General features: G+C 38.1%; 17 protein-coding genes. 4 read left to right on the forward strand and 13 right to left on the reverse strand.

Translation table 11 applies throughout. The annotated features are described in order from the left end of the window. Positions 1-36: 36 nt before the first annotated feature. Genes GM552_RS04840 through GM552_RS04870 form a run of 7 tightly spaced genes read right to left on the reverse strand, consistent with a single transcriptional unit; the run spans position 37 to position 12300 of the window. Positions 37-1611, reverse strand: a complete 1575-nt coding sequence (locus GM552_RS04840; RefSeq protein ID WP_196424855.1) for an SUMF1/EgtB/PvdO family nonheme iron enzyme — start codon at positions 1609-1611, stop codon at positions 37-39. Continuing rightward, the gene (locus tag GM552_RS04845; RefSeq protein ID WP_155565519.1) at positions 1608-2834 is read right to left on the reverse strand and encodes an ABC transporter permease; all 1227 of its coding nucleotides are present in this window, start codon (positions 2832-2834) and stop codon (positions 1608-1610) included. Before GM552_RS04845 ends, GM552_RS04840 begins: the two co-directional genes overlap by 4 nt. Further along, a complete protein-coding gene (locus GM552_RS04850) occupies positions 2827-3537 on the reverse strand; it encodes an ABC transporter ATP-binding protein (protein ID WP_155565520.1) in 711 nt (236 codons plus the stop codon). The genes GM552_RS04845 and GM552_RS04850 overlap by 8 nt, the downstream gene beginning before the upstream one ends. Then, the gene (locus GM552_RS04855) at positions 3537-5489 is read right to left on the reverse strand and encodes a vWA domain-containing protein (RefSeq protein WP_370533594.1); all 1953 of its coding nucleotides are present in this window, start codon (positions 5487-5489) and stop codon (positions 3537-3539) included. The genes GM552_RS04850 and GM552_RS04855 overlap by 1 nt, the downstream gene beginning before the upstream one ends. After that, positions 5486-6721 (reverse strand): sel1 repeat family protein, encoded by a 1236-nt coding sequence (locus tag GM552_RS04860; RefSeq protein ID WP_155565521.1) that lies wholly within the window; start codon positions 6719-6721, stop codon positions 5486-5488. Before GM552_RS04860 ends, GM552_RS04855 begins: the two co-directional genes overlap by 4 nt. Before the next feature lies 1 nt (position 6722). Continuing rightward, positions 6723-9359, reverse strand: a complete 2637-nt coding sequence (locus GM552_RS04865; protein WP_155565522.1) for a virulence factor SrfC family protein — start codon at positions 9357-9359, stop codon at positions 6723-6725. Positions 9360-9375: 16 nt separating this feature from the next. Further along, complete coding sequence (locus tag GM552_RS04870) at positions 9376-12300, reverse strand: virulence factor SrfB (protein WP_155565523.1); 2925 nt, start codon at positions 12298-12300, stop codon at positions 9376-9378. A gap of 266 nt (positions 12301-12566) precedes the next feature. Between GM552_RS04870 and GM552_RS04875 the strand changes: the two genes are divergently transcribed. Beyond that, the gene (locus tag GM552_RS04875) at positions 12567-13934 is read left to right on the forward strand and encodes an MFS transporter (protein WP_155565524.1); all 1368 of its coding nucleotides are present in this window, start codon (positions 12567-12569) and stop codon (positions 13932-13934) included. Here the strand turns inward: GM552_RS04875 and GM552_RS04880 are convergent, their stop codons facing one another. From GM552_RS04880 to thiD, 3 genes are read right to left on the reverse strand one after another with little or no spacing between them, the layout of a single operon-like run. Next, complete coding sequence (locus GM552_RS04880) at positions 13935-14858, reverse strand: retroviral-like aspartic protease family protein (protein WP_155565525.1); 924 nt, start codon at positions 14856-14858, stop codon at positions 13935-13937. It lies immediately after the preceding gene. Then, the gene (locus GM552_RS04885; protein WP_155565526.1) at positions 14855-15838 is read right to left on the reverse strand and encodes a tyrosine recombinase XerC; all 984 of its coding nucleotides are present in this window, start codon (positions 15836-15838) and stop codon (positions 14855-14857) included. The genes GM552_RS04880 and GM552_RS04885 overlap by 4 nt, the downstream gene beginning before the upstream one ends. Positions 15839-15884: 46 nt before the next feature. Further along, a complete protein-coding gene (gene thiD / locus GM552_RS04890) occupies positions 15885-16685 on the reverse strand; it encodes a bifunctional hydroxymethylpyrimidine kinase/phosphomethylpyrimidine kinase (RefSeq protein WP_155565527.1) in 801 nt (266 codons plus the stop codon). A 153-nt stretch (positions 16686-16838) separates the two neighbouring features. On the opposite strand from thiD, the gene GM552_RS04895 reads away from it, so the two are divergent. Both GM552_RS04895 and GM552_RS04900 read left to right on the forward strand, forming a co-directional pair. Continuing rightward, entirely contained in the window at positions 16839-19088 is a 2250-nt protein-coding gene (locus GM552_RS04895; RefSeq protein ID WP_230882758.1) for a primosomal protein N', read from the forward strand. A 152-nt stretch (positions 19089-19240) separates the two neighbouring features. Continuing rightward, positions 19241-20224: an MYG1 family protein gene (locus tag GM552_RS04900; RefSeq protein ID WP_155565528.1), complete on the forward strand. Its 984-nt coding sequence runs from the start codon at positions 19241-19243 to the stop codon at positions 20222-20224. A 62-nt stretch (positions 20225-20286) separates the two neighbouring features. On the opposite strand, the gene gabD is transcribed toward GM552_RS04900, so the two are convergent. Further along, on the reverse strand, positions 20287-21753 hold the full coding sequence (gene gabD, locus GM552_RS04905) for an NADP-dependent succinate-semialdehyde dehydrogenase (protein ID WP_155565529.1): 1467 nt from the start codon (positions 21751-21753) through the stop codon (positions 20287-20289). A 230-nt stretch (positions 21754-21983) separates the two neighbouring features. On the opposite strand from gabD, the gene GM552_RS04910 reads away from it, so the two are divergent. Next, positions 21984-23081 carry a branched-chain amino acid aminotransferase gene (locus tag GM552_RS04910; RefSeq protein ID WP_155565530.1) on the forward strand — a complete coding sequence of 366 codons (1098 nt, stop codon included), beginning with the start codon at positions 21984-21986 and terminating at the stop codon, positions 23079-23081. Between the two features lie 72 nt (positions 23082-23153). Here the strand turns inward: GM552_RS04910 and GM552_RS04915 are convergent, their stop codons facing one another. Beyond that, the gene (locus GM552_RS04915; RefSeq protein ID WP_155565531.1) at positions 23154-23663 is read right to left on the reverse strand and encodes a hypothetical protein; all 510 of its coding nucleotides are present in this window, start codon (positions 23661-23663) and stop codon (positions 23154-23156) included. A gap of 5 nt (positions 23664-23668) precedes the next feature. Then, complete coding sequence (locus GM552_RS04920) at positions 23669-24931, reverse strand: hypothetical protein (RefSeq protein WP_155565532.1); 1263 nt, start codon at positions 24929-24931, stop codon at positions 23669-23671.

A 24931-nucleotide genomic window follows, 5' to 3' on the forward strand; every position in this document is an offset into this window, starting at 1 on the left:
TCTCTCTCGAGGTCTGTAACACTAAGTTTACGGACTTCAATTATTGTTTTTATTATTGATGTTCACAGAATCTCTTGCCTGATTTGACTGAATATTTTTCATATCTTGCAGGACATATACATTTGTCCACTTACTTTTTGGTAAAGAGAGCAATACCTGTATTCGATTGGCAAAAAATGCCAGATTATTGAGTTTTCTAGCTTTATATGCTGTTTCAATCATGGTGAATTGTTTTTTTCTATCAATAATCGATGATGAATCTGCTATTTTACGTATAGTTTCCAAATACCCGTCAATTGAATTATTTAAGATTTGTTTATGATTGATAATGTTTGATTTTATATCGTTTTTTTGTTTTTGGCTCAACATATTCAAAAGCGATAATTCCTTTTCCAAAATCAATATTGTATGTTGATTCTCCCAAATATTTAGTGCCAAAGCGGATGCCGCTTCAATTTGGGCACGCATGGTTGCCGCCAAGAAATCATTACGAGCTCTGGCATCCTGATCCAGTTGTGTTGATATCTGTTCAAGTCCGGCCTTTAAGGATGCCTCTGTTGTCTGTTTCTTCAGCTTATCAATCAGCTGATGCGTATTGGCTGTCACTTTTTGGGATTTTTGCAATAATTGATCAAACTCTGATGAAGCCTGATTGGTTTCTTGCAGGCTACCCAATGTAGGTGCGGAAATAACAACTCTAAAACCCATGGTTGCGAGATGTGTCGGTTGATTGGTATTTTGGTCATATAGAGGAATTTCCTCACGTAATGCCGTATTGAGATCCGATGGATTAAATGTATAATTTCCACCTTTTACTATTATTCCACCTGTTAATCCATGCTGACGTCCCACACGATTCAAATGATAATAATCCTGCATCATTTGCCCCACTTCTCCCAACATATCATATAACCCCAAAGGATTTGGTTTCATGCTACCTACCGTTTGAACCTGACCATTTGCCAGTTCCGAACCAGCCATAACATATTCTTCAATTCCTTCTGGCATTGGCCATGTTGGTGCAAGAAAATCCGTTTCGCTAACCTTGTTGCCTCCCTGAGCAGCATAATACCATTCCGCTTCTGTAGGTAAACGGATATAACCATATTTATTACCACGTTTTGGCAATGAATTTTTAGCATGTTGCAATAGCCAAATAGACCAATTTTCCGCAAAATTTTGAGCCTCAAACCATGAAATATTATTGACAGCTTTCTGTCCTGACTGATCGGGTTGTTTACATGAATCCTGATCTAGAATGGCATCATATTGATTTCTTGTAACGTCATATTTCCCAATATAATAGAAATTACTTCCATTCACCCCGCTCGAAAATGGTGCTGCAAGCTGCGCTTGCCTTATATAATCGCTATAACCTTGCTGGGTTTCAGATTGTCCTATCTGAATTGGTAAATCATCCAAAACTCCACCTTCTGTTGGCACTTCAACCTTACGAAAAACCATTTTACCTCCACAAGGCAATGGCAAGACAAAATCATCCTTCATTGGATGGATATCTATAAATTTACTTGGCCATGATGCGTTTATTGCTTTTGAAATAGTAGGAAAAAATCCAATACCAAGTCCAATAATCAAAACAATTTGTTTCATAAAGCAATTACCCCTTCCCATGGCTGTATTTTGGCAGCTCTCTTTCCCGATAAAAAACTGATTATGAAACTTGCCCCAAAGGTTAAACAGATAGTTGCCAAAATCAATTCCTTATTCAACAAAAATAAAACATGATTTTGTGGTAGAATATTTTTAAATAAATGATTGATCAGTTCTCCTGCTCCTATCGCGGCAACGAACGAGATCGCCAGACCGCAAAATGCAAGAATAAAAGATTGAAAAAGTGGAAAAAAAATTAAATCCAATGAAGAAAATCCAGAATAGCGCAATAAAGCCAGAGATCTGTGTTTACGTTCGGTATTTGCCCAAAGGCCAGATCCCAATGAAATACATAAACCGCTCCCTCCTAATGACGCGATTAAGATGAAAAGATATTGCAAGCGTTGTGTTAACGATAATAATCCAGAAACATCTCCTGCTCTTGATATGATATCTATATTGTTATTACGTAGATTCCTGTCTAATTTTGGCACATCAGTCAAATTTTTGGCATATAACCGGAAACCAGAATACATGATATTTGGCGGTATTTTGAAATTATTAACTTGAACGGGCCAGTCTTCAATACCATCCTGATAGGTTTCCACGGCAACAGCCAAAGACAAGGATACAAAGGCGCAATCCTTATCTGTAACGGAGGGTGGCAATACAGATACGACTTTCAAAGGAAAATTTATCTGCTGTTTAGTATTATGATATATTCTTTCAAGAATGGCATTTACTTGGTCTCCATCATGAATATGCAAATAGCTGGCCGCTGAGGCTGATAATAAAATTTCATCATTTTCTTGTATAAAAGCAGAAATATTACCTAACAATGGGTCACCTTTGGCTGAAGGTACTAACATGATATGCCTGCCATCACCATTATTCTTGTCAGTCATATTTTCCATAAACAAACTTGCTGCCAATGTACGGGTTCGAGGCATGATAAATGCAATATCGTTATTTGAATTAATGTTCTTTATATCATTAAGGGAAAAACTACGATTGGATATTGTGACTATTTCCCTGACATGAGGATCTTCAAGCAATGATTGCCTAATACTGGTTAATACACCACTTCTTAATCCGGCAATGACAATTAAAGGGGCCAAAACTGCGACAATGCCCAGAATATGGCATAATGATAAAATTGGTTCATTTTTCAAGTCTTTCCAGGCAAGTTTAGCGGATAAAAATAAATGCAGATTTTTATGCATGGATCCGTAACCGTGTTATTTTCGTTTTATTGTCAATATTACACGCCATCTCCTTTAAACCATATTGTAACGCCCGTTTAACATCATGTGAGGTCATGATTAAAACAGATCCAGCCTCCGTTACTGTCTCAACCAATAAATGTAAAATTTCGTCGGCTAGAGTGGGATGAACAGAAGCCGTGGGTTCATCCGCTAAAACAATCATGGGTCTATTGATTAATGCTCTTGCAACAGCCACCCTTTGACGCTGGCCAACAGATACCTGACATGGCTTTTTAGATAAAATTGGTCCAATTTCAAGAAAGGTAATCAACTGATCAAACCAGACTTTGTTCTTTTTTCCAATAATCGATAAGGGTAGAGTTATATTTTCCTTTACAGTTATAAAAGGAATTAGGCCTGCTGTTTGCGGAACAAAACCAAAATATGCTGACCTTAAATGAGCCAATTGATCCCGTCTGTAATTATTCCATAATTTTAAAATATCATTTTGTTCAAAATAGAAATTACGTCCTTTTGTCGGTTTCAAGGATAAGGATAACATTCCCAATATCGTACTTTTACCACATCCTGAAGGACCGGAAATGAGTATACGATCACCATGTTTAATTTCTGCATGATCAATATTGATTTTGATTCCGTCAGAAAATTCATATGCAACATTATCAAGAAAAATAAAGGGATTTCCCGAAAATTCTCTCATCAAGGCAAGGCTTCCAAGGGAACAGGATAAACCGCTTCACCAGGATCTTTGCTTCCAGTTAACTGTACCCAAAGATCAGGATGAGACTCATATTCCTGATAAAGTCGTAAACGGCTTTCGACATTATTCAGAACTGTTCTTTGCGCAATTGCTCCCATTGCCAGCCAATCCTGTTCCGAAATGTTCATGATATCCGACTTATAAGGTAAACCTTGCAAATATTCTCCCAGTAATCCGCCAATATTTTTAGATTGAGAAATTTTTTGCGGATCACGGGCCGCTGTTGCAAAGGCTGAACGAAGTTGGGTAAAAAATGTCTGTGGTTCGGTTCTTCCCGCTAATCCTGTTTTCAAGATGATCTGTAAGGATTGGGCTAAATCTGACAACTGGTTTTTGGTTAAGAGAACACGAACTTCAATGGCCTTTTTAACTGGATTAGTCAAATCCCGATCTGTAGTATAACTCGAAATCACATCAGGAACGGAAGTATTTTCCTCCTTACCCATATAGGCAAGACGCATAGCCTGGCTGACAACTTTGATTTGATCCTCTGCTTTTTTAGATTGAGCATTTTTCTTTGACGGATTCAATCCTGCTATAGGTCTACCTGTTGTATCCGCCACCTGTTGCAATAATGCCATTGTGAGGGTCTGAATCACTTCTGAAAAAGCCTCTGGTGTCCCCCCCCTAACAGGAAAATATAAGGATCCAGCCGTACCAAACTGACTTAGCTTTCTATATTGGCTTGCGGCCCTAGTATGATTATTGATTTTCTGACCTGCAGGCGTTAATAAATGAACAACAAATACAGCAACACCTTTCGATTCAGCAAGCTGTTTGATTTCTTCAATTCCCAGTTTAGTTATACTGTGAGGATCATTTGCCTCCCTTGCACCTGCATCCGTCACCAGAATAATATATTTACCAGCTGATTGATTCCAGTCAATTTTATCAAGTGCGGTTTTAATTCCAGCGATAGCATCCTCGTCAAAAGATTTTGACGAAACTTTTGCATCATGAACAGAAGCTATGGCATTGTTAACACTATCCACAGGTTGCTTGAAATCGGGTCTTGCAAAAACCTTTGTTTCATATTCCAGTGACGGATTATCTTTCAAACTGTCCCGAAAGGCAACCAATCCAAAACGAAAATTATCTTTAACCGCTGTATTTTTTATTGAATTAATCAATGATTTAACCGCTGCCTGAGTTTGTTCAATATAGGGTTCCATACTTACAGTCGTATCCATAACAAACACCAAACTGGCCTTGAAATTCCTCAAATTCGCTGGTGATGAATCAGGCTTGCTTTTTTGTGACGGAGCAGAAACGACATGAAGCAAACGTAATGGAGGACCACTTGGACGATCTATCTGCTGGGCATCAAGAATTGGCAACAAATAGAAATTATGAGTGATATCTACATATGTTTCAGGTTCCATGGCTATCACCGGGCCAGGATTACCGGCCAGTGCATTTTTTGCTAATTCCTTGGCTTTATCCCCACCAGATTGATCCAGCAGTATCTGTTTTTCATCCTGCTCATTTTTCATGAACAATGAACGCTCGCGTCCAGCCGGATTGGTAAAGGCACCAACCATTGTATGCGCCCAGTTAATTACTTTATCAGCTGGCACCCAGCCTACAATATGACCCTGGGTATCGCTTCCAACCTGCAACCAATCTTCATTTCCCTGTGTATCTTTCTGACGTTTATAAACATAAAAAACCTTGAAGCCCTCAATCGGTTTCGCATTCTGATTTGAGGGTGAATCTGATAAGACAACACCAGGTCTAGTTATGATTTTTTGATAAAGATTATGTTTTCCTTCCATAAGCAATGGTGTGGAGGATGGGGAAACAGCAGGATCAGCATAAATAACTGAGGAACTTTCTATTACTGAAAAATACAATAGCGAAAGAATTAATGATTTATTCAGAATTTTTCTCACTGCCAAAAGTCCTTTAACGTAAGACGGGCCATCTCGTCCCCAGTTTCAGCTTTTTTACTTAACCAGTCATACAATGCTTGACGTGGGGCACCAACTTCTTGAGACCCTTTTTGGGCAGCCATCTGGAAATATCGTGCCGCTTCACGCATATCAGGACTGGGAATGGGACCATCCACCTTGAAATTTACAGGACTGTAAAGTAAACCCAACTTGACCATTGCTTCACTTTCCCCCTTGGATGCTGCATTTTCCAATAACAAAATTCCATCATCAGCCTGCTTATTTTCTAACCGCCTTTCCCCCTCTTTAGTAATAGCCAATGTGCTGGGAGCTTTACTAAGAACATCCTGTAATGGCATCAATTCCAAATTCTCCGCCTTGTTTTGGGAATTGGATTTGGTTGATTCAGGAAAAGATTGCTTCTGGGAATTTTCAGATTGTTTTCCATCATCATTATTCTTTTTATCATTACTCTGTTTTATTACTGGTTTGTTTTCTAAAGTTTTTTCCTTAACAGAAGGATTTTTATTGGGAACATGATGTTTTTTTATATAAATTCCTGTTCCAATGCTGAATAACGACAAAAGACCCAAACCTGATCCTAAAATTATCCAGGGTAGTTTGCTTCTGGTCTTGTTTGATTCTCCATGCAGATTTTCACTATTCAATAAATCCTCTTTCTGTGGAAAAATGGGGCGTTTCTTTTGTATCTCTGGATTTATAACCGGTAAATCAGGTTTGTTTTCATTCTGATTAACTCGATTATTTTCAGTATCCATTACAACAGTTTCTATATCCGGTTCAGCTCCCGATTGATCCAGGGAAACAGTGGGTTCTTCTTGTTGCCCATTTATTTTATTAACTATTTCTAAATTTTTTTTCTCTTTCCCGGAACTGCTGACATCATCTATTTTTTTATTTTCAACAACTTTTCTGGAAACACTTCGTTTGCCGATAATGGGAGGCCAGATTACGGTTTGGACAAGATCCAGTTCCGGAACCTTGATCTGGCATGGGCTCCCCGCCTCCAGTAAATCACATAAACGGTCAGCTTCAATAAATAAAACTAGATCATTTCCTTGTTGTTCCTGACGTATAACCTTTTGAACAGGAATTGAGGGAAATTGTGGAAATGTAATATTAAAATTCTGTCCCTTCAAATCTGCCTTACTTATTACGGTAATAGCGGCTTCACCTGGTCCTGATGCTGAAATTTTTAATACCGAATTCATTTTATAAACCTTTTAATACGGTTATGATACGCCCCAGAGCTTCATTTGCAGCTGGATCAATTCCATCAAGACTGGACGCGCCAGCATTTTCTTCAAATCGCTGTACCATGGCTGAAATCCAATCTCGAACAAAACGTTCGTGATATGGAACGGGATGTTCAGGTAAAATCAATATATCATTGGGTGCCTCTCTTGGTTCGAATACATGATGCTCACCCTTTAATCCTCTTGTCATGGGTCTTTCGGATAATGGTACGGAATGATAACCCAAATAATAAACAAAATTACCAATTTCCATTTCTGCCAACAAAACCTGTGTTTCACCCTTTAATGAACCACTGGTGAAAAGCGCCGCATTGCGTCTTAATTGTTCAGCGAGCCTATCCCTGAGATTTAACCGTCTTGCAAGCAAGGATATCTCTGCCGTTAATGCGGTTAATTGTTCTGTTGAAATATAAAAATGCTGTTCAACCTGATCATTACGAGAAAAATCATCCATAATATGATTCCATTTGGACAATACTAAATCGGCATATTGTTCATGACGATCTTTTGCCTGTCCCGTATCCACTTCTTTTTCCTGTTTTTGATCCGATAAATCGGCATCTGGAAACATATCTTGAAAAAGATCGTCTACATCACTTGTTCGACCGATCAACAATCTCTGGTTGGAAAGCTGCATTTCCATACTATGCCATGCTTCCATCATATCCTCTCGCCTAACCTGGAGTGACCGTAACAAAGATCCAAACATTTGTGATTTGACGGATTGCATCAATGAAAGAGCTATTGATTGAGCCTCTGATGAAGCCTTTTTGATAGCTTCTTCCGTATTACCACTATGATAATAAGGTGAAATAAAACGTGCCAGGTTAACAGCAAGATGTTCGATCTGTCCATTAATCTGTTCAACTTTTAACCGTGCGTCACATACTTTTCCCAATGCACCGGCAAGATAGGTGATACCTCCATCATTTGGCTGCAAAACAGCATTCCATGCCTTTTCAGGATCAGCCACATAACGCTTGATTTCAGGATTACTCAAATAAGCCTGTTTCATCGTTTCAACTAGTTTTTTTGCCCGTTCCGCAATTCCAGCTTCTTGCTTATGTCCGTTAATGACCGCATAATCCATAACAGCTGGAAAACTTATAGAGGGACTGCGTAACCAGTAAAGATTATTGAAAGGATGATTATCTCTCCAATTCTCGATCCAACTGCACGTTTTAAAAAAGTCAATTAGACTTGCATTAATTCTGGCTGTCCATCTTGTGCTTGATGAAGGAGATTCTCCTGCTTTTTGTTCAAACTCCCGATCAAATTTTGTCAAAACAACAAACAAATTATCTCTTTGTCTATTACGTTCTTCTTCCGTCGCACCGATACTGTTTCTTACCCATCCATCAATCATGCCTGGCAGGGTTGAAACATTCTGTATGGAATCACCAATACACAATAACATTGCCGAAATTTCACGTTCGGCTTCATAGCGTTGAAAAAGATAGGCCACCTTTCCCCGAAGAAATAAACGTCCCAAAGCTTCTGGTGCCTGGAGAAACGCTTGTGGATCGTAAATCATTTCTCTTGATCTTGCGCCAGGAAAATCAAGCAAATCCGTTTCCTTGAGAAATGCCCATGGAGCATCACTTCCTATTGGAACGGTTAATTCTGCCGTCAATGCCGTTACAATTGAACGGTCAATTGATTGTCTTTCCCCTTTTGAAGTCAAAACGGTAATTTTATCCTGGGAATTCATTCCAAGCGTGAATAGGGTTTCAACATTCAATATACTTTTTTCTCTTGGCTTCAGTGCTTCTGTAGAGCAATAGACATTTTCCGTTTTTCCCAAATTTCCTAAAACTGTAAATAAATTTCTTCCTAAATTAGTAAATTGTCCCAGATTGTTCCATAATGGTGAAAACAAGACAGCCGATTCATGAGCTGGAATATACGGAACGGTTTCCCTCAGTTGCTGCCAGTAAATTTCTCTTAATTTTTCAAATCTATGATGATCGGGATATTGTTTTTTTAAATATTCATATAGAACCTCTATATCATCAATATCTATAATTGAATTAATGATCTTGTCTTGCATAAAAGGTTTCATGGAATGAAACAAATTCTGTAGTGACTGATCGTCAATTTCGGCATCTTTTGTCTTAAAATCCTCAATTGATGTATTGGTCAATATTTTTATGACATCAACCGCTGACAACAATCGTAATGGAACAGGCATATTTTCATCAATAACGTCAATTTTCCGCGTTGTAAAACGAGATACAAGCCCCGTTGATTCATTACCACCTTGTGGATTCATATCCGTTAAGAAATTAAGATTTTCTTTTTGATAATACGCTATCAATGCCTGTCTTGGTTTTGTCGCCAAACTTGAAACAAGATAGGATTTACCAGCCTGAGACGCTCCAAAAACCGCCACGGCAGGTGGCTGGTAAGCAGCATTGTCAAGTTGTCTGGCCTGCCGACGAAATCGCCTAAGGGTATATTTGACTGCATCCCCATCTCCCCTAATGGCTTTTGGATTATCTTCAAACCAGTGTAAAGCCATATCAGCAGAACATAATACATTCCCGGTTCTTTTTTGTAGATGCCTGGTCATTTCTTGAATATCGTTTGGCATATTAAATAATCTTTCTCTAGGCTAAGGTAAAGCGACCTGTATCACGCCAATAACCTTCGGAATTCATCATGGTTTGCAATCTCAAGACCAAAAGTCGGGTGGGATATTGCTCGCCATTCCGATCTGTTATTTCAACAATCCTGAATTGTTCGCGATCTGAATAATCATTTTTTAGATTTTCCTTTTCTTGATCGATATCCTGACGCTTAATTGTTACCGTCAAAGGCAGGGCAATTTTATTCAGAGCATTGAAATTATTTATTTCCAAAACATATAATGGCGACGCTGGCCATCTTTCAATTCCAAGCTGACGAAAACCAATCTTGGTGGTATTTTCAAAATCATCAATCTTGAAACCTACATCTTCTTGAGGTTTCCTTTCGGGTAAATCTATATTTGAAAGCCAAACATTTTTATTCCTCAACTGACCATTTTTTTCCAAACGACCAATAAAACGTACAGTGGAATACATATGCAAATCACGTGATCGTAATACAAAATTCTGTAACTTCCCTTCCGCTTGCAAACATAAAGATGCACCAACTACAACGGTGGTTTTTGGATCACTTATACGGTTCTGAGCATCACGGAAAGGATAATATGCACCAACACGATAATGGTACATACCTATAATACGGTGAACCGGAACCGGCATGGCGGCCATAATCATATCAACAATTCTGCGTAATCTTGAAGGTCTACCTGATATCAACAAGACATCACAATCATAGGTCCAAATTGCTTCGCACAATTTCGCTATGACATCACCCATAACATATGTGATCGAGGCCTCAACCTGTTGCACCTTGGCTATGATTTCCAAGTCGGTTATTTTAAAATTTTCTGCTCCTGCCTTTTTGGCAAGAGTCTGAATGTAATTTTGGGATCGCTCGATATTTTCCTTGTCCTCACCAAGAACATCGCCAATATGGAATGCATCAAGTATATCGATTGTTCGATCAATTACATTTTCATAACGGGACAATATTGCCAATGCAACCGGTTCCAAAACATTATTGACAAAAAGCTGTCTTAAATGACGCTCCTGTTCTGATTGCCCTCCCCAGTCCTGTCCAATGGCGGAACTAAAAAATGCCTGGGTGTCAATTACCCCCGCTTTACGTAGGGAATTTTCCATTATGGGTAAAATGATATGCGTTATGATATGTTCAAGAATATCATCCCCTGCTATTTTAAAGCTTTCCCTAAATTCCTGATGTGGACAAATTGTCTCACCCACAGGCACAGAATAGGAACTTATCATCAAGTCAGTCGTTCCACCTCCAATATCCAAGCTTGCTATCCTAATTTTCGGTATCCGGTTATCAGTTTCCCTATCTTTATCGACATGACCGTTTAATTGCATGAACTCATCCACATTTCCACCGAGACGTTCGGTAATCTCGTTATATAACCAAACGATTTGGGTTGCTGTTGCCTCATCAAGATGCGTGTGAATTTTTGGCCGTTCATTTGTAGATATACCCAGCATTTCGCAATATAAATCAATGGCTGCAATCGCACGATTACGTAAGATTTTCTGTTCCGCTACCGGCATACCGGGAGGTAAAGTCAATGTTACAGACCGAAGATGTCTCATTAAAGTTTTATTTTGTCTTTGTTCACGATTTTGAGGCGAGTTCATCTGTAATCTCGCTTGAAACAAAATTTCCACAAGCATAAAGGTAAATAATGAACTCCGTGAAAAATTTGGTTGTGTGGTGATATTCTCCCCTATTAAACGTTCCTCCTCAGTCAAAACACGACCATCCGGTGAAATCATTGCCATAAATGCCCCCGTAACTGGAGGATCAATTATTCTGCCCGAAATACCCATGGAACGGCTATTGTAACGCCAGTTTTGTAAAGATAAACGCGTATCCCATATATATCTTTTAGGAGATGTAATACCGGTTATACCTTCATTTCCAATTCTTGTCCCTGCCAAATGTGCTGCCTCATAACCGACCCTGACCGGACTTGGCCAATAAAAGGCAGACACCCTTCCGGAACGACGAGAGAGAAGATCACTTCCAAAATTTGCACGAGCAAATTCTATACAGCTTGGAAATGGTTTGTCATATTTAAGATTGGGACGTGAAAGATCTCTAAGAATCAAAGGATAGCTATTTGAAAAATTAACATCCTGTCCCGGATGATCCTCAACTAAAATTCCACAGCTCCTTGAATTTCCCAAATCCAGAATTAGGTCTACCTCAACCGGGACTTGTGATGTTATTCCCTTACCACCATCCAGCAAATGCACTGATGGTAAGGTTTGCAAGGAGGTTAAAATCTGTAGGAATGCCTGATAGACGGCATAATGCCAACAATATCGTTCTTCATATAAAGAACTATTGACAACATTTTCCTGTTTGATTTTCAAAAGCCAATCACCAACCCATCCTTCATTCAAAAACCATGCCACATCAGTAAAATTAGAAACGAATTTATAACAGTCCTGTCTTTGGCTATCTTCTATAGTGGGTGCATTATAAATTTCATTATTATCCTGTGTTTGCAAACTTGTATCGAATACAAGATCAAATTGATACAAATCCTCCCTTATCTGTGTAAGATATCCACGTACCCAATTTGCCGGTCCATTTCGAAAATGCTCATTACCTGTTTCTTCACCCGATATGAGCGCAAAAAAAGGCAAGGGTATCCATTGATGCAGAAACATTTGCATCATCCCTTTCCAGGAAACCTCATAAATCTGATTTTCAGGTGGAACCTGACCGGATTGAACATCCCTCAACACACCTGTTTCGGGATCCTCCCTAAGGGAATGCAAGATATAACGTGGTGTACCATCATCATATTCACCATTACGCTCTTCCCAAAACCAGCAATGAACATTTTTTAATTGCGCAACAGGAATTTTTATAGACCAAAACTGTATTCCACTGTCAGGAATTAAAGTGATGATACGAGACATATGATTCTCAATCCCCTGAGAAATATTAGGACACAAATTGATAGATTAAACTATAACAGCTATTATAAAATAAAAAATAAATAATTGAATTGTTTTAACGACCGAATTTTTATGAAATAATTTTGAAAATCTATTTAAATATAAATTTCAACCAATTAAAAAATAAATAATATTCTGAGTATGATTGAACATTATATTTATTAAGTTTCATATCTTGACTATATAAATCAAATACCGTACCTAAATTACTAGGTATATTAATAATCATGAACATTCCGATTGAAAACAATCAAAAACGGTTTTTACCCATTGTCGCAGCAATATCATTTTTCATGGCTGCACTTGATTCAACTGCCGTCAATACAATAATTCCCTACTTATCCAATTTTTTTAACACACCTTTATTCAAAACGAAAAATATCATTATTTATTATATGGTGGCTGGATCCCTATTTATTCCTCTTACGGGATATCTATGCCAAAAACATGGATGTCGCATAATTTTTTGTCTTTCACTGGCAATTTTTACATCTGGCTCTCTTTTATGCGGACTTTCCCATAACTTGAATGAATTGTTAATCGCAAGGATTATTCAGGGTTCTGGAGGAGCACTTATGCTGCCGATCGGTCGATTGGCAATTATCCAGACCTTTTCCAAAGACGAACTGGTAAAAGCATTAAGTATGGTAACCCTTCCCGCTTTGACTGGTCCCTTGATCGGTCCCATTGTTGGGGGGATGATCACTTCTTATTTTCATTGGTCTCTAATATTTTTAATCAATATACCCTTCGGTATTCTTGGAATTATATTTGCCTTACGAATTTTTCCCGATATCAAGGATAAATCAATTAAAATGGATTATACAGGGTACGGAATATTTGCCATTTCAATAGCCTTTCTTACCTATGCACTCAGTCTATTTAGTGAAACAAAACAATTTAAAATTCCAACCCTGATTCTTATTCTGGGCATCCTTTTAATGATATTTTACTGGATAAAATCCTATAATCATAAACACCCCTTATTTCATCACAACCTTTTTAAAGTAAGAAGCTTCACAATTGGAATTTTGGGTAACATCGTTGCACGTATCGGATGCGGCGCCGTGCCATTCATGCTGCCATTGATGTTACAAATTCTATTGGGACTTTCACCCGTAAAATGTGGTTTTGCAATGTTACCATTGGCCATTGCTTCTTTTGTAGGAAAATCTTTCGTCGATCAGATTATAAGACAGACCGGTTACCGACGTTTTCTGTTTATCAACACTATATTGCTCAGTTTTTCATATATTTCGTATGTAACTGTAACAAGTTCATCCAGCTGGACATTATTGATTGTTCTAATGCTCATTACTGGATTTATAAATTCCATTCAATTTACAGCCATGAATACAGTTACCGTTATTGATCTATCTTTTAGTAAACAACCTTCAGGAAGCGGTTTATTATCCACAGTCATGCAACTTTCCATGGCTTCTGGTGTTGCCGTCTCTGCAATACTTTTAAATGTAGATCAATCTTTGCATCCCAATTCCGCTCCTGCAATACATTTTCATTTTACATGGTTTTGGTTGGGTATAACGACACTTTTCAGCTCTTTTATCTTTTGGTTTTTGCCAAAAGGAAAATAATTATTCTTCTTTATTATTTATAAAATACAATTTTTCCCGTTTATAGGATATCCATATTTTATTTAGTGCAAACCAGTCTGAACCAATCAGCATATCTGCTTCATCATGCAATGGGGATACGGTCAATGTAGGTTTGATTTCAACCTGTCCACCAATTTCGAAACGCTTAAATTGATACCAGTGATAAACAACCTCTTTTGAACCAATCGAGCTTGCCAGTCCACCCGGACGTGTGGCCAGCTCATCTTCATGAATTCCCATTTCTTTTACTTTTTGAAGGGCAACTATTCGGGATCGTGCACCACTGTCAATTAGGGCTTCTAGGGGAAACTGATCAATTCTTATCTTTGTAAACACACGAAAACCTTTTTTGTCCAAATCAGTAATATGACCTTTTTCTTGCCAAAAAGGTGGTACCATACATAATAATGAATGGCTGTTCACCTCCCATAAATTCAGCTTTCCTGTTTTTAATGAAAATTCAACATCAAAATTTGATAATATATCTCCACCGATCAATCCTGAAATGGCAGGTTTAATTCTAGGAAATTGAGGTAAATTACCAACTGGTATAGATAAAGCGCCCAGATTGTACGTTCCTATGTGCATATTTCGGATAAAAACATTTTGTACTGTTTTACTTCCCCCTTTTGAACCCAGTATTATTGTTTTTTGGCCTGGATCCACAGGTAAATGCAGCCTTGAAGCTCCATCCAAAGAAATAAGACTTCCTTCTGAACCTGTGTCAATAATCAGGGAAACCATTTGTCCATTAATTTGAAAATCCCCTATTATATATCCTCCTATATTTCTGAGAGGAATTTGCGCAATTTTTTCATAACTGCATAAATTCCTTTCGGCTTTGGCTGAATCAAAAGACCATAAGCCTGTAAAAAAATAAAATGTCAGAATGAGTTTTTTCATATTTTTCTATTTATATTCGCTTTGGGATGGGCTTTATTCCATACTTCCAGTAAATGAGATTCATCCATCAATGTATAACGCTGCGTTGTAGACAGGCTTGCATGTCCTAACAACATCTGTATTGTTCTTAAATCTCCTCCGTTTTGTAAAATATGGGTGGCAAATGAATGACGTAGAGCATGAGGTGTTGCCAATTCTGACAATCCCGTCATGCGTCTGTATTCACGCATATTTTTTTGGGCAATCGATGGATTTAACCTTTTGCCTTTAACACCGACAAAAACTGGTGATTGAGATTTTATCATAAAAGGGTAATGTTTTTCCCATTTTATTAATGCCTCAGCCACATAGGACAAAATCGGCACAAGTCGTTCCTTATTTCCTTTACCGGTTATCCTTAGGGTTGCACCCTCACGGGTCAGATCTGCATTTCTGAGATCCCCCCAATTTAAGGATAAGGCTTCAGACAACCGCAAACCACAACCATACAACAATGTAAATAAAGCGATGTCACGATTTTGAGTCATTGGGAACTGATCAACAATCGCAATATTCCTAGTCAACTCTGAAGCCTCTTTTTCCGTCAATGGATGAGGTAAAGGTTGATTGACCTTTGGAATCTTTATTAATGAAGCAATATTATTCTCAATATAATAAAACCTTGCCAAAAAGCGATAAAATGACCGCAATGCGGATAAACGTCTTTTACGTGTACGGATTGCGGCATCTTGCGTATGTCGACCCTGACCAAGATAATGACTTTTAAGGGCTTTGTTATTTTCATCCGCCATCCATGCTCTGACATCCTTATATGAAAGATCGGCAAGATCATGCCCGGTTATTTCTTTACCCCTATAATTTGCAAAAAATTGTAAAAAAAGGGTTAAATCTTGTTGATAGGCAATAATACTATTAGATGAGGCTCTTTGACTGTCCCTCATCCATTTCAAGAAATGCTTTAAATAATCTTCTGCCAGCATGATTGGATCCTTTTCAACACGATTCTGTCACTGAAATGATAATTTATTATAAATTCCATATTCTGTAAAAATGATTGACCGGCCCATGTCCCTTACCCACTTGCAGCTGATTGCCAGCCTTAAGTGCATGCCCTAGATAAGTCTTGGCCTCTCTGACCGCATCAGGAATTTCCATAACGGGAATCAAGGCTGTTATGGCAGAAGACAACGTGCATCCTGTACCGTGATTATTATTTGTCAGCACTCTTTCATCCTCATAATCGAAAATTTCATTCTTGTTACATAATACATCTAAACAGTTAAATCCCTCGAGATGTCCCCCTTTTAACAAAACCCAATGAGATCCAAATGAAAGTAATTTCTGTGCCTCCTCTTTCATTTCCAGCATTGTTATTGGATCATTTCTATTCAATAAAACACATGCCTCCGGGATATTCGGGGTAATAAGCGTGGCAAGAGGAAATAGTTCGTCCTTCAATGAATTAACTGCCGCATCATTGATCAAATGATCACCGCTTTTTGCCACCATGACAGGATCAATAACGACCTTGGCAACATTATATTCTCTCAGTTTCTGGGCTACAATCCTGACAATAAGCTCATTGCCAAGCATTCCGATTTTGACAGCGTCAACATGGATATCCTGAAAAATCGCATCGATCTGATCTGCAACCATTTTAGGATCCATAATCTGAAAAGATCTTACCCCTTGGGTGTTTTGCGCAACAACCGCCGTTATAACTGACATTGCATAGGTTCCCAATGCGGAAAAAGTTTTGATATCAGCCTGGATTCCCGCCCCTCCACTTGGATCGGTTCCAGCAATTGTTAAAATATTTTTAATCATGTAGATCCCAATTTATGTCTAATATTTTATGATTATAGTTTTAATTCATTCTAGAGATATATTTTATCTTAAATCCAGAACATATAGTTTCAAACAATGCTATACTATCCTCGTAAAATAAGATTTTGCCTCAATTTCAATTGAGTTTGTCAAATGAATCCTGATATTTTATCTGATATGCCTCTATCTTACCGTAAAACAGTCCCGGTTCTTCTTCCTTACCCATTCAAGGAACCTTTTGATTATATAATTCCACACGACCTAAAAGTGGAAAAAATCATTCCTGGTACCCTGGTTATTGTACCGCTCAATCAACGTAAGGAAATAGGGGTTGTCTGGCAAGATCACGTTCTATCAGGCAATTTGTCTTTATTATCCACCTCCAAAAAAGAAAAAAGAAAATTAAAAGAAATTATTTCCATTTTACCCATTCAGCCCTTACCGAGAGTTTTAATGCAATTCATTGATTGGATGGCAAATTACAATTTTACGGAATCAGGTTCGGTTCTGGCAATGGCAATCCGTAATATCAGAACTCTCACCGTTCCCTTAAAAAAAGAATATGGATGGATAAAAACTTCACCTTTGCCAACAAACTTAAAAATTACCGAAAAAAGAAAAAAAATTCTGGATTTCATGAATATTCCAGATCAAGCCTATACAACAAGGGAATTGACAGAAAATTTACATATAAAACCTTCGGTTATTTATGGACTGGAAAAATCAGGGGGCATTTTCAAACAACCCCTTACCAATTTTACGCAATTTTCGAAACCTGATCCCAATTTTCATCAACCTAACCTTTCCGAAGAACAAACCAAAGCAACAACTTTTTTAACGAAACAAGTCGATAAGAAAAAATTTTCTGTAACTTTACTGCAAGGCATTACCGGTTCAGGAAAAACAGAAGTTTATATGCAAGCCATAGCTTCCTGCATCGAACAGAATAAACAAGTTCTGGTTTTATTGCCAGAAATCGCTTTGTCAGCTCAATGGACCAACCGGTTTTACAAACGTTTTGGCGTAAATCCTGCACTATGGCATTCCGATCTAGGTTTAAAACACCGTAAACAAACCTGGATGGCTATATTAAAAAATGAAGTTTTCGTGTTAGTTGGCGCGAGATCCGCCCTATTTCTCCCTTTTTATGATCTGGGATTGATAATTGTGGACGAGGAACACGAATCTTCCTTCAAACAGGAGGAAGGTGTTATCTATAATGCCAGAGATATGGCCATTGTCAGGGCTAAACTATCCTCGTGTCCTATTATTTTGGTTTCCGCCACCCCTTCAATGGAAACCCTGATAAATGCGCATCAGGGAAAATATTTTCATCTCACCTTAACCAAACGACATGGTGGGGCTATCATGCCACGAACCAAACTGGTTGACATGAAAATACATCCACCAGAAAAAGGACATTTCCTGTCACCACCTCTTGTAAAGGCAACACAGGAAAAACTTGACAAAAACGAACAGGTCTTGTTTTTTTTGAACAGGCGCGGTTACGCCCCTTTAACTTTATGCCGTGCTTGTGGTTACCGTCTTGAATGTCCACATTGTTCAGCATGGTTGGTTGAGCATCGCAGCACTAGAAAACTGGTATGTCATCATTGCGATTATTCTATACCCGTTCCGCTGGAATGTCCCCATTGCAATACCAAGAATAGTCTGGTTCCCATTGGTCCTGGAATTGAACGCATTACCGAAGAGGCAAGAATTACCTTTCCTGACGCAAAAATCCTTGTCATGTCCAGTGACCGTTTAAACAGCCCCAAAATGACAGCCGAAGCCGTTCGCAAAATCATACGAAAACAAGTCAACCTTATTATCGGCACCCAAATTGTTGCCAAGGGATGGCATTTCCCTGATCTTACTCTTGTTGGAGTTATAGATGCCGATTTGGGATTAACCGGCGCAGATTTACGTGCGGCTGAAAAAACATTACAGTTATTGCATCAGGTCGGGGGTAGAGCCGGTCGAGCCAGATTTCCCGGTACAGTTATAATTCAAAGTTTTTTAACAGATCATCCCGTAATGGAGACGTTAATCAAAGGTGATTTCAATCAATTCATGATCGAAGAGGCGCATGAGCGTAAAGCCGGATTTTGGCCTCCTTACGGTCGATTAGCCGCCATAATCGTAAGTGCAGATACAAATCAGGATGCTTTGGAAACAGCTCAAGAACTCGGTCTAAATGCACCCAGCCGAGATGGGGTCATCGTTTTGGGACCTGCCCCAGCTCCCCTATCTCTGCTTCGTAACCGTTATCGACAGCGTTTATTGTTAAGAACACATAAATCCATCGCCATACAGCCGATCCTACATCAATGGTTGGATCCAATTAAACCCAAAAAAAACGTAAAAATAACTGTGGATATCGATCCAATATCGTTTTTGTAAAATCGATTAAGATTTATAGTCTGAATATTTTCATAATTAGAATTCATATAAAATATTCTGTATGAAATCCTAATTAATCGCTCGCATCCAATGATGTTTTTATTTATTATGTTTTTTCGTTATTAATTTATTTGTACTGATCAGGAGATCCCATGCCTAACTCCCCTACAATTCATTCTGATTCTCTTACAGAAGGATTGATGGATTATTCAAAGGAACTTTTAATCGTCACACATAACGGACGTTTTCATATTGACGATGTTTTCGCCTTTACAACCTTATTTCTTGCATTGGATTTAGAAAATAGACCCTTTCGGCTGGAAAGAACACGTAACCCTGAAATCATTGAAAAAGCTGATATTGTTTTTGATGTTGGGGGAATTTTTGATGGCAAGCGTTATTTTGACCATCACCAGATTGGTGCTCCTGAAAGAGATATCAAACAGACACCCAAAAACATGGAAGGAACTATTCCCTATAGTTCTGCCGGTCTTATATGGACCGCTTTTGGCTTGGATGTCATTAAAAAACTAGCCCCTGACCTGGATGAGAAATCACATCGTGTTGCGCATAGTGTAATTGAAAAAGCGCTAGTCATTCCCATAGATGCAATCGATAATGGAAAAATGCAACCTGAAAACGGATTAAATTTTTCATCAATCATAAATATTTTCAATCCTGCGTGGGATTGCGACGACCCGTCAAACCAGCTGGAACGTTTTTTTGAGGCAAGTAAAATCGTTCAAACTGTTTTGATTTATCAACTCAATATTGAATTTGCTCGTAACAGAGCCATCAGCTGTTGTGAAGAAGCATACAAGAACAGCCCCGATAACCGTATTTTGATGTTGCCTCGCTGGATGCCACATATATATCCGATTTTTGCCAATGGTTGGAACACACAACTGGTAATTTACCCTGCAGAAAATGAATGGCGTGTCGGGACAGTTCCGATCCGTATGCACGGAAACGATCGACGTAGATTGTTTCCTGCCAGCTGGGGAGGACTAGAAGGTGAAAACCTAGAAAAAGAAACAGGAATTCAAGGGGCGAAATTCGTTCACAAGGGATTGTTCATAGCTGTTGCCACATCAAAAGAGGCAGCAATTGCACTTGCGCACAAAACCCTGGAATAATTTATAAAAACTATAATTAAGGATTAGAATTCGTGTTAATCCTTAATCTTGTCTAATCTAATTTACAGGTGAATACCCAAGCATAAATATTTGATTTCAAGATAATCATCTATACCATATTTGGAACCTTCCCTTCCAAGACCTGATGCCTTTATTCCGCCAAAAGGTGCCATTTCATTTGAGATCAAACCAGTATTAATTCCCACAATCCCGTATTCCAAGGCTTCTGATACACGTGTTATTCTTGAAATATTATTGGCATAAAAATATGATGCCAAACCAAATTCCGTATCATTGGCCAGATGAATAACCTCTTCTTCAGTTTCAAAGCGATATACAGGCGCCAAAGGTCCAAAAGTTTCCTCTTTCGAAACCAGTGCATTAAATGGTACATTCGATAAAATTGTCGGCTCGAAAAAACATCCCTCAAGAGCTTCACCACCCATGACAACAGTTGCGCCTTTATTTACAGCATCATCAATATGATCTTTCACCTTTTTCAAGGCATTTCGATCAATCAAGGGGCCAATGGTTACATCTTTATTCAATCCATTGCCAACCTTGAGTTTGGTAACGGCATGTTTAAATTTTTCAATAAATTGATCATAAACTGAATCATGAACATAAAATCGATTTGCACAGACACAAGTTTGACCCGCATTTCGATATTTGGACATCATTGCCCCTTCCACCGCCGCATCAATATCTGCATCTTCAAAAACGATGAAGGGTGCATTCCCCCCCAATTCCATTGATAATTTTTTTACCGTACCAGCTGATTCCTGTATTAATTGAGCGCCAATTTCTGTTGATCCTGTAAAGGTTAGTTTACGAACTATTGGATTAGTGGTCAACTCTCCACCAATTTCCCCTGAGGATCCTGTAATGATATTGAAAACCCCTGGCGGTAATCCAGCTTCTTCAGCAAGCACACCCAAGGCCAAGGCAGAGTAAGGGGTCATACTTGCGGGTTTAAGTACCATTGAACATCCAACTGCCAATGCTGGACCAGCCTTGCGGGTAATCATCGCGTTGGGAAAATTCCAGGGGGTAATTGCTGCCGTAACCCCAATTGGTTGTTTGATAACCGAAATCCGTTTATCTGCCGCGTGTCCGGGAATAGTATCGCCATAAACCCTTTTTGCCTCTTCGGCAAACCATTCCAGATAAGACGCGCCATATTGAATTTCCCCCTTAGCCTCCGCCAAAGGCTTCCCCTGTTCAAGTGTGAGAATTAATGCAAGATCATCCTTGTTTTCTTCCATTAATTCATACCAACGACGCAAAATGACAGATCGCTCTTTTGCGGTTTTTTTTCGCCACGCAATCTGGGCGGTTTGTGCGGCTTTAATAGCCTTTTTTGTTTCGTTACCACCCATTTTCGGAACAGTTCCAATAATTTCATCAGTTGCAGGATTGACAACCTGAATTACTTGACCATTATCTGCATTCAACCATTGACCATCAATGAAACATTGCTGTTTGAACAATGACTTGTTTTTTAAATCGTCAAGACTTTTTTGAACCATGCCTGTTGCTTTCTATCATATGGAATAATTAATGTTATTGAGATTATAACAAAGCGAATTCTGTTTTGTTATAATTTACATTATCATAACAAAGAATTGTTTTTGATTTATATTTTATAATAGATCCATATTAAAATTTTACTGAAAACAACTTGCATAACAATCTATTTTGCTGTTGTATATTTTGTAACAAAATTACTTAAAACTAAAGATAAAAGAAAGATAAGAAAATGAATTCCGGAAAACAATTTCCGATTAAATTCTCCCAAAATCCAAACAGCCTGTCAAAAAAGGAACGTGAGGCAATTTTAAAAAAACCTGGTTTTGGGCAAAAATTCACAGACCATATGTTGGTAATTCATTATAATGATGAAAAAAAATGGCATGATGCGGAAATCAAGACTTACGGACCAATTAGTTTGGATCCTGCCGTTTGCGTTTTTCATTATGCACAAGAAATATTCGAAGGCATGAAGGCCTATAAGGCAAATGATGGTCGTATTCTTTTATTCAGACCAGAAGCCAACGCAAAACGTTTTGCCAATTCGGCCAAAAGGCTTGCCATGGCCCAACTTCCTGAATCACTCTATTTACAAGCCATAAATGAATTTGTTAAAGTGGAAAAGAACTGGATCCCAGACCAGGAGATAGGTTCTCTATATCTCCGTCCTTTCATGATTGCCAGTAAACCTTATCTTGGTGTTAAACCTTCCCCGGAATATCTGTTTATGCTGATTGCCTCGCCAGCCGGTTCCTATTTTTCCAAAGATGCACAATCTGTATCTGTATGGGTTTCTGAATTCTATACAAGGGCGGCCCCCGGTGGAACTGGAGAGGTTAAATGTGGTGGAAATTATGCAGCCAGCCTTGCCGCCCAACAGGAAGCTACAAAAAATCAATGTGACCAACTTATTTTTCTTGATTCTGTAGAGCATAAATGGATTGAGGAAATGGGAGGGATGAATATCTTTTTTGTATTCAAAGATGAAACTTTACTAACCCCCCCCTTAAGTGGAACCATTCTACCTGGGGTCACTCGTGATTCTCTTATTACCTTAGCAAAAGATAAGGGACTGACCGTTAAACAGGAAAAATATTCAATCCATCAATTGATTGACGATATTCAATCAAAAAAAATCTCTGAAATCTTTGCCTGTGGCACTGCCGCTGTCATTACGCCTATTGGAAAAATAAAAAATTCAAAAGGCGAATATATTATAAATGAAGGTAAATCAGGAAAAATTACCCAAGACCTTCGTAAAAGTTTGATTGACATTCAATTCGGAAATGTCATTGATCCTTATCAATGGGTAAAAGTAGTAAAATAAAAACTTTTTGTTTTTCTTATCTTTAATAACCATTTTCCAAACTAAATAAATATATTTTAGGGAAAATGGTTTTCATTTTTCTGAAAATCCGAATTTAGCATGGCTTATACAATAATTAAACTTACTTAACATGGATGGCAGTCCAAGCAAATCAACAATATTTACGGGTTGCTGACCATATTCAACAACAACCAAATCTGCATAGGATAATTTTTGTAACAAATAGTTGAAATCCTTTAAATTCAAACGATTCATCAACATATTCTTATCCATCGCTTTCATCGTGAACAAAAAATGTTCCTTATTAATTGTCAAGGCTATATTTTTATTTTTACCCGGAATTTGCTTACCTTTTGAATCCCATAAAATCAAACCAACATTATTTGCATCCCTTTCAAACCCAAGAACCAGATCATTTGAAAGAACATGACATGAATCAATTTGCTGTTTCATATGTGAGTAATGAAACGCTGTCCAATTTCCTTCATGTCCATCCAGATGATATGTTTGTTCCGCAGCTTTCACTTGCAAGCAAAATAAAAATAAACTGTAAACTAGAAATAAATAATTACGAAACATCATCTTGATTATCTTTTAAATATACCTGTGGACTGATGACCATTTTCGTCTATATATGTACATCTTGCTTCGCGATCATTCAATCTTGTACAAACATTTTTACCACTGATAAGATGAAAATCCCCCTGACAGTCCTCTGGTTGATTCAGTACAAGCTGTTCGCCCTGAAACCCGGCATATAAAGGTCCCTGACATGTCCCACCATCTCGCCTTGTTAAAACCTGATGACCCGCCGCGTTCGGATTAAAACACAAGGACCAGTTTGTTACAGGTTGATGAGAATTGAAAAATAAACCGTGCGTATATAATTCTAGATGTGTTGTCAAATGCCAACATCCCTTTAACATTGTCGTGTCTTTCTTGTTCCATGATTCCTTTGGAAGATCAACATTGTTATTGGATTTAACATCTGTTTTTGGTGGAACAGTTGAATTTACGGGAGGTTTTGGAACATTTTTTTTCTGTAAATTGTCTATATCAGGTAAATTCGGATTATCTTTCAGGGATGGTATTTCAGGTAATGGTTCAGAAGATGGTAAAGGGTCAATTTTTGTTGGATCAATAGGTACTAAGGGTTTTACCGAAGGAATTCGACATTGATTTTGTAAAATATTCCACTGTTCAAGCAACTTATTTCGTTCATCCGCCAATTGATCCTGACGTTTTTTGTCATTCATAACATGCCTGACTTTATTTTTTGAAGGATAAATGATTTCACATTTTTTTCCATTTAAATCTTCATCCGTCCAAAATATTGACGTCAATAAACCTAATGCAAAAGCACTCAATGCTGTAATCCAAGGAAATCTGTTCCAAAAAAACAAATGATTTCTCTTTTTTCTCTCAATACCCATCAATGGATCATAGGTTTTCTGGTCACATGAAAAACCCCATGCAGTGATTACAGGTTTTCCATCAACCGCATACAAAAAATCCAAGCCAGGAAATTGACGGCATTGATTGAAAAATCTTGAAAGCGTGAGACCAGGATAACGTTGAATGATTTCCTCAATATCCAGCAAAATTGAACGTGTTGCCTGTAATAATTTTTGCTGCTGATTTTGATCAAGTTCTTTCCATGAAAAACTTGTTTGTCCCTCCGCATTCCAACGAACGATATCGTTATTGAATTCTGGCTGAGCAAAAATTTTTGCGTGATCCGCATCACTATAGGTTAATATTTCATTATATATCTGACGATAAAAATTCTGTTGCCGATTAAAAAGAGGTTTTAACCGATTGATTTTTTGTCGACTTAATACCAAAACCAT

The organism is Commensalibacter sp. ESL0382 (assembly GCF_009725775.1).
In the GTDB taxonomy this organism is placed as follows: domain Bacteria; phylum Pseudomonadota; class Alphaproteobacteria; order Acetobacterales; family Acetobacteraceae; genus Commensalibacter; species Commensalibacter melissae.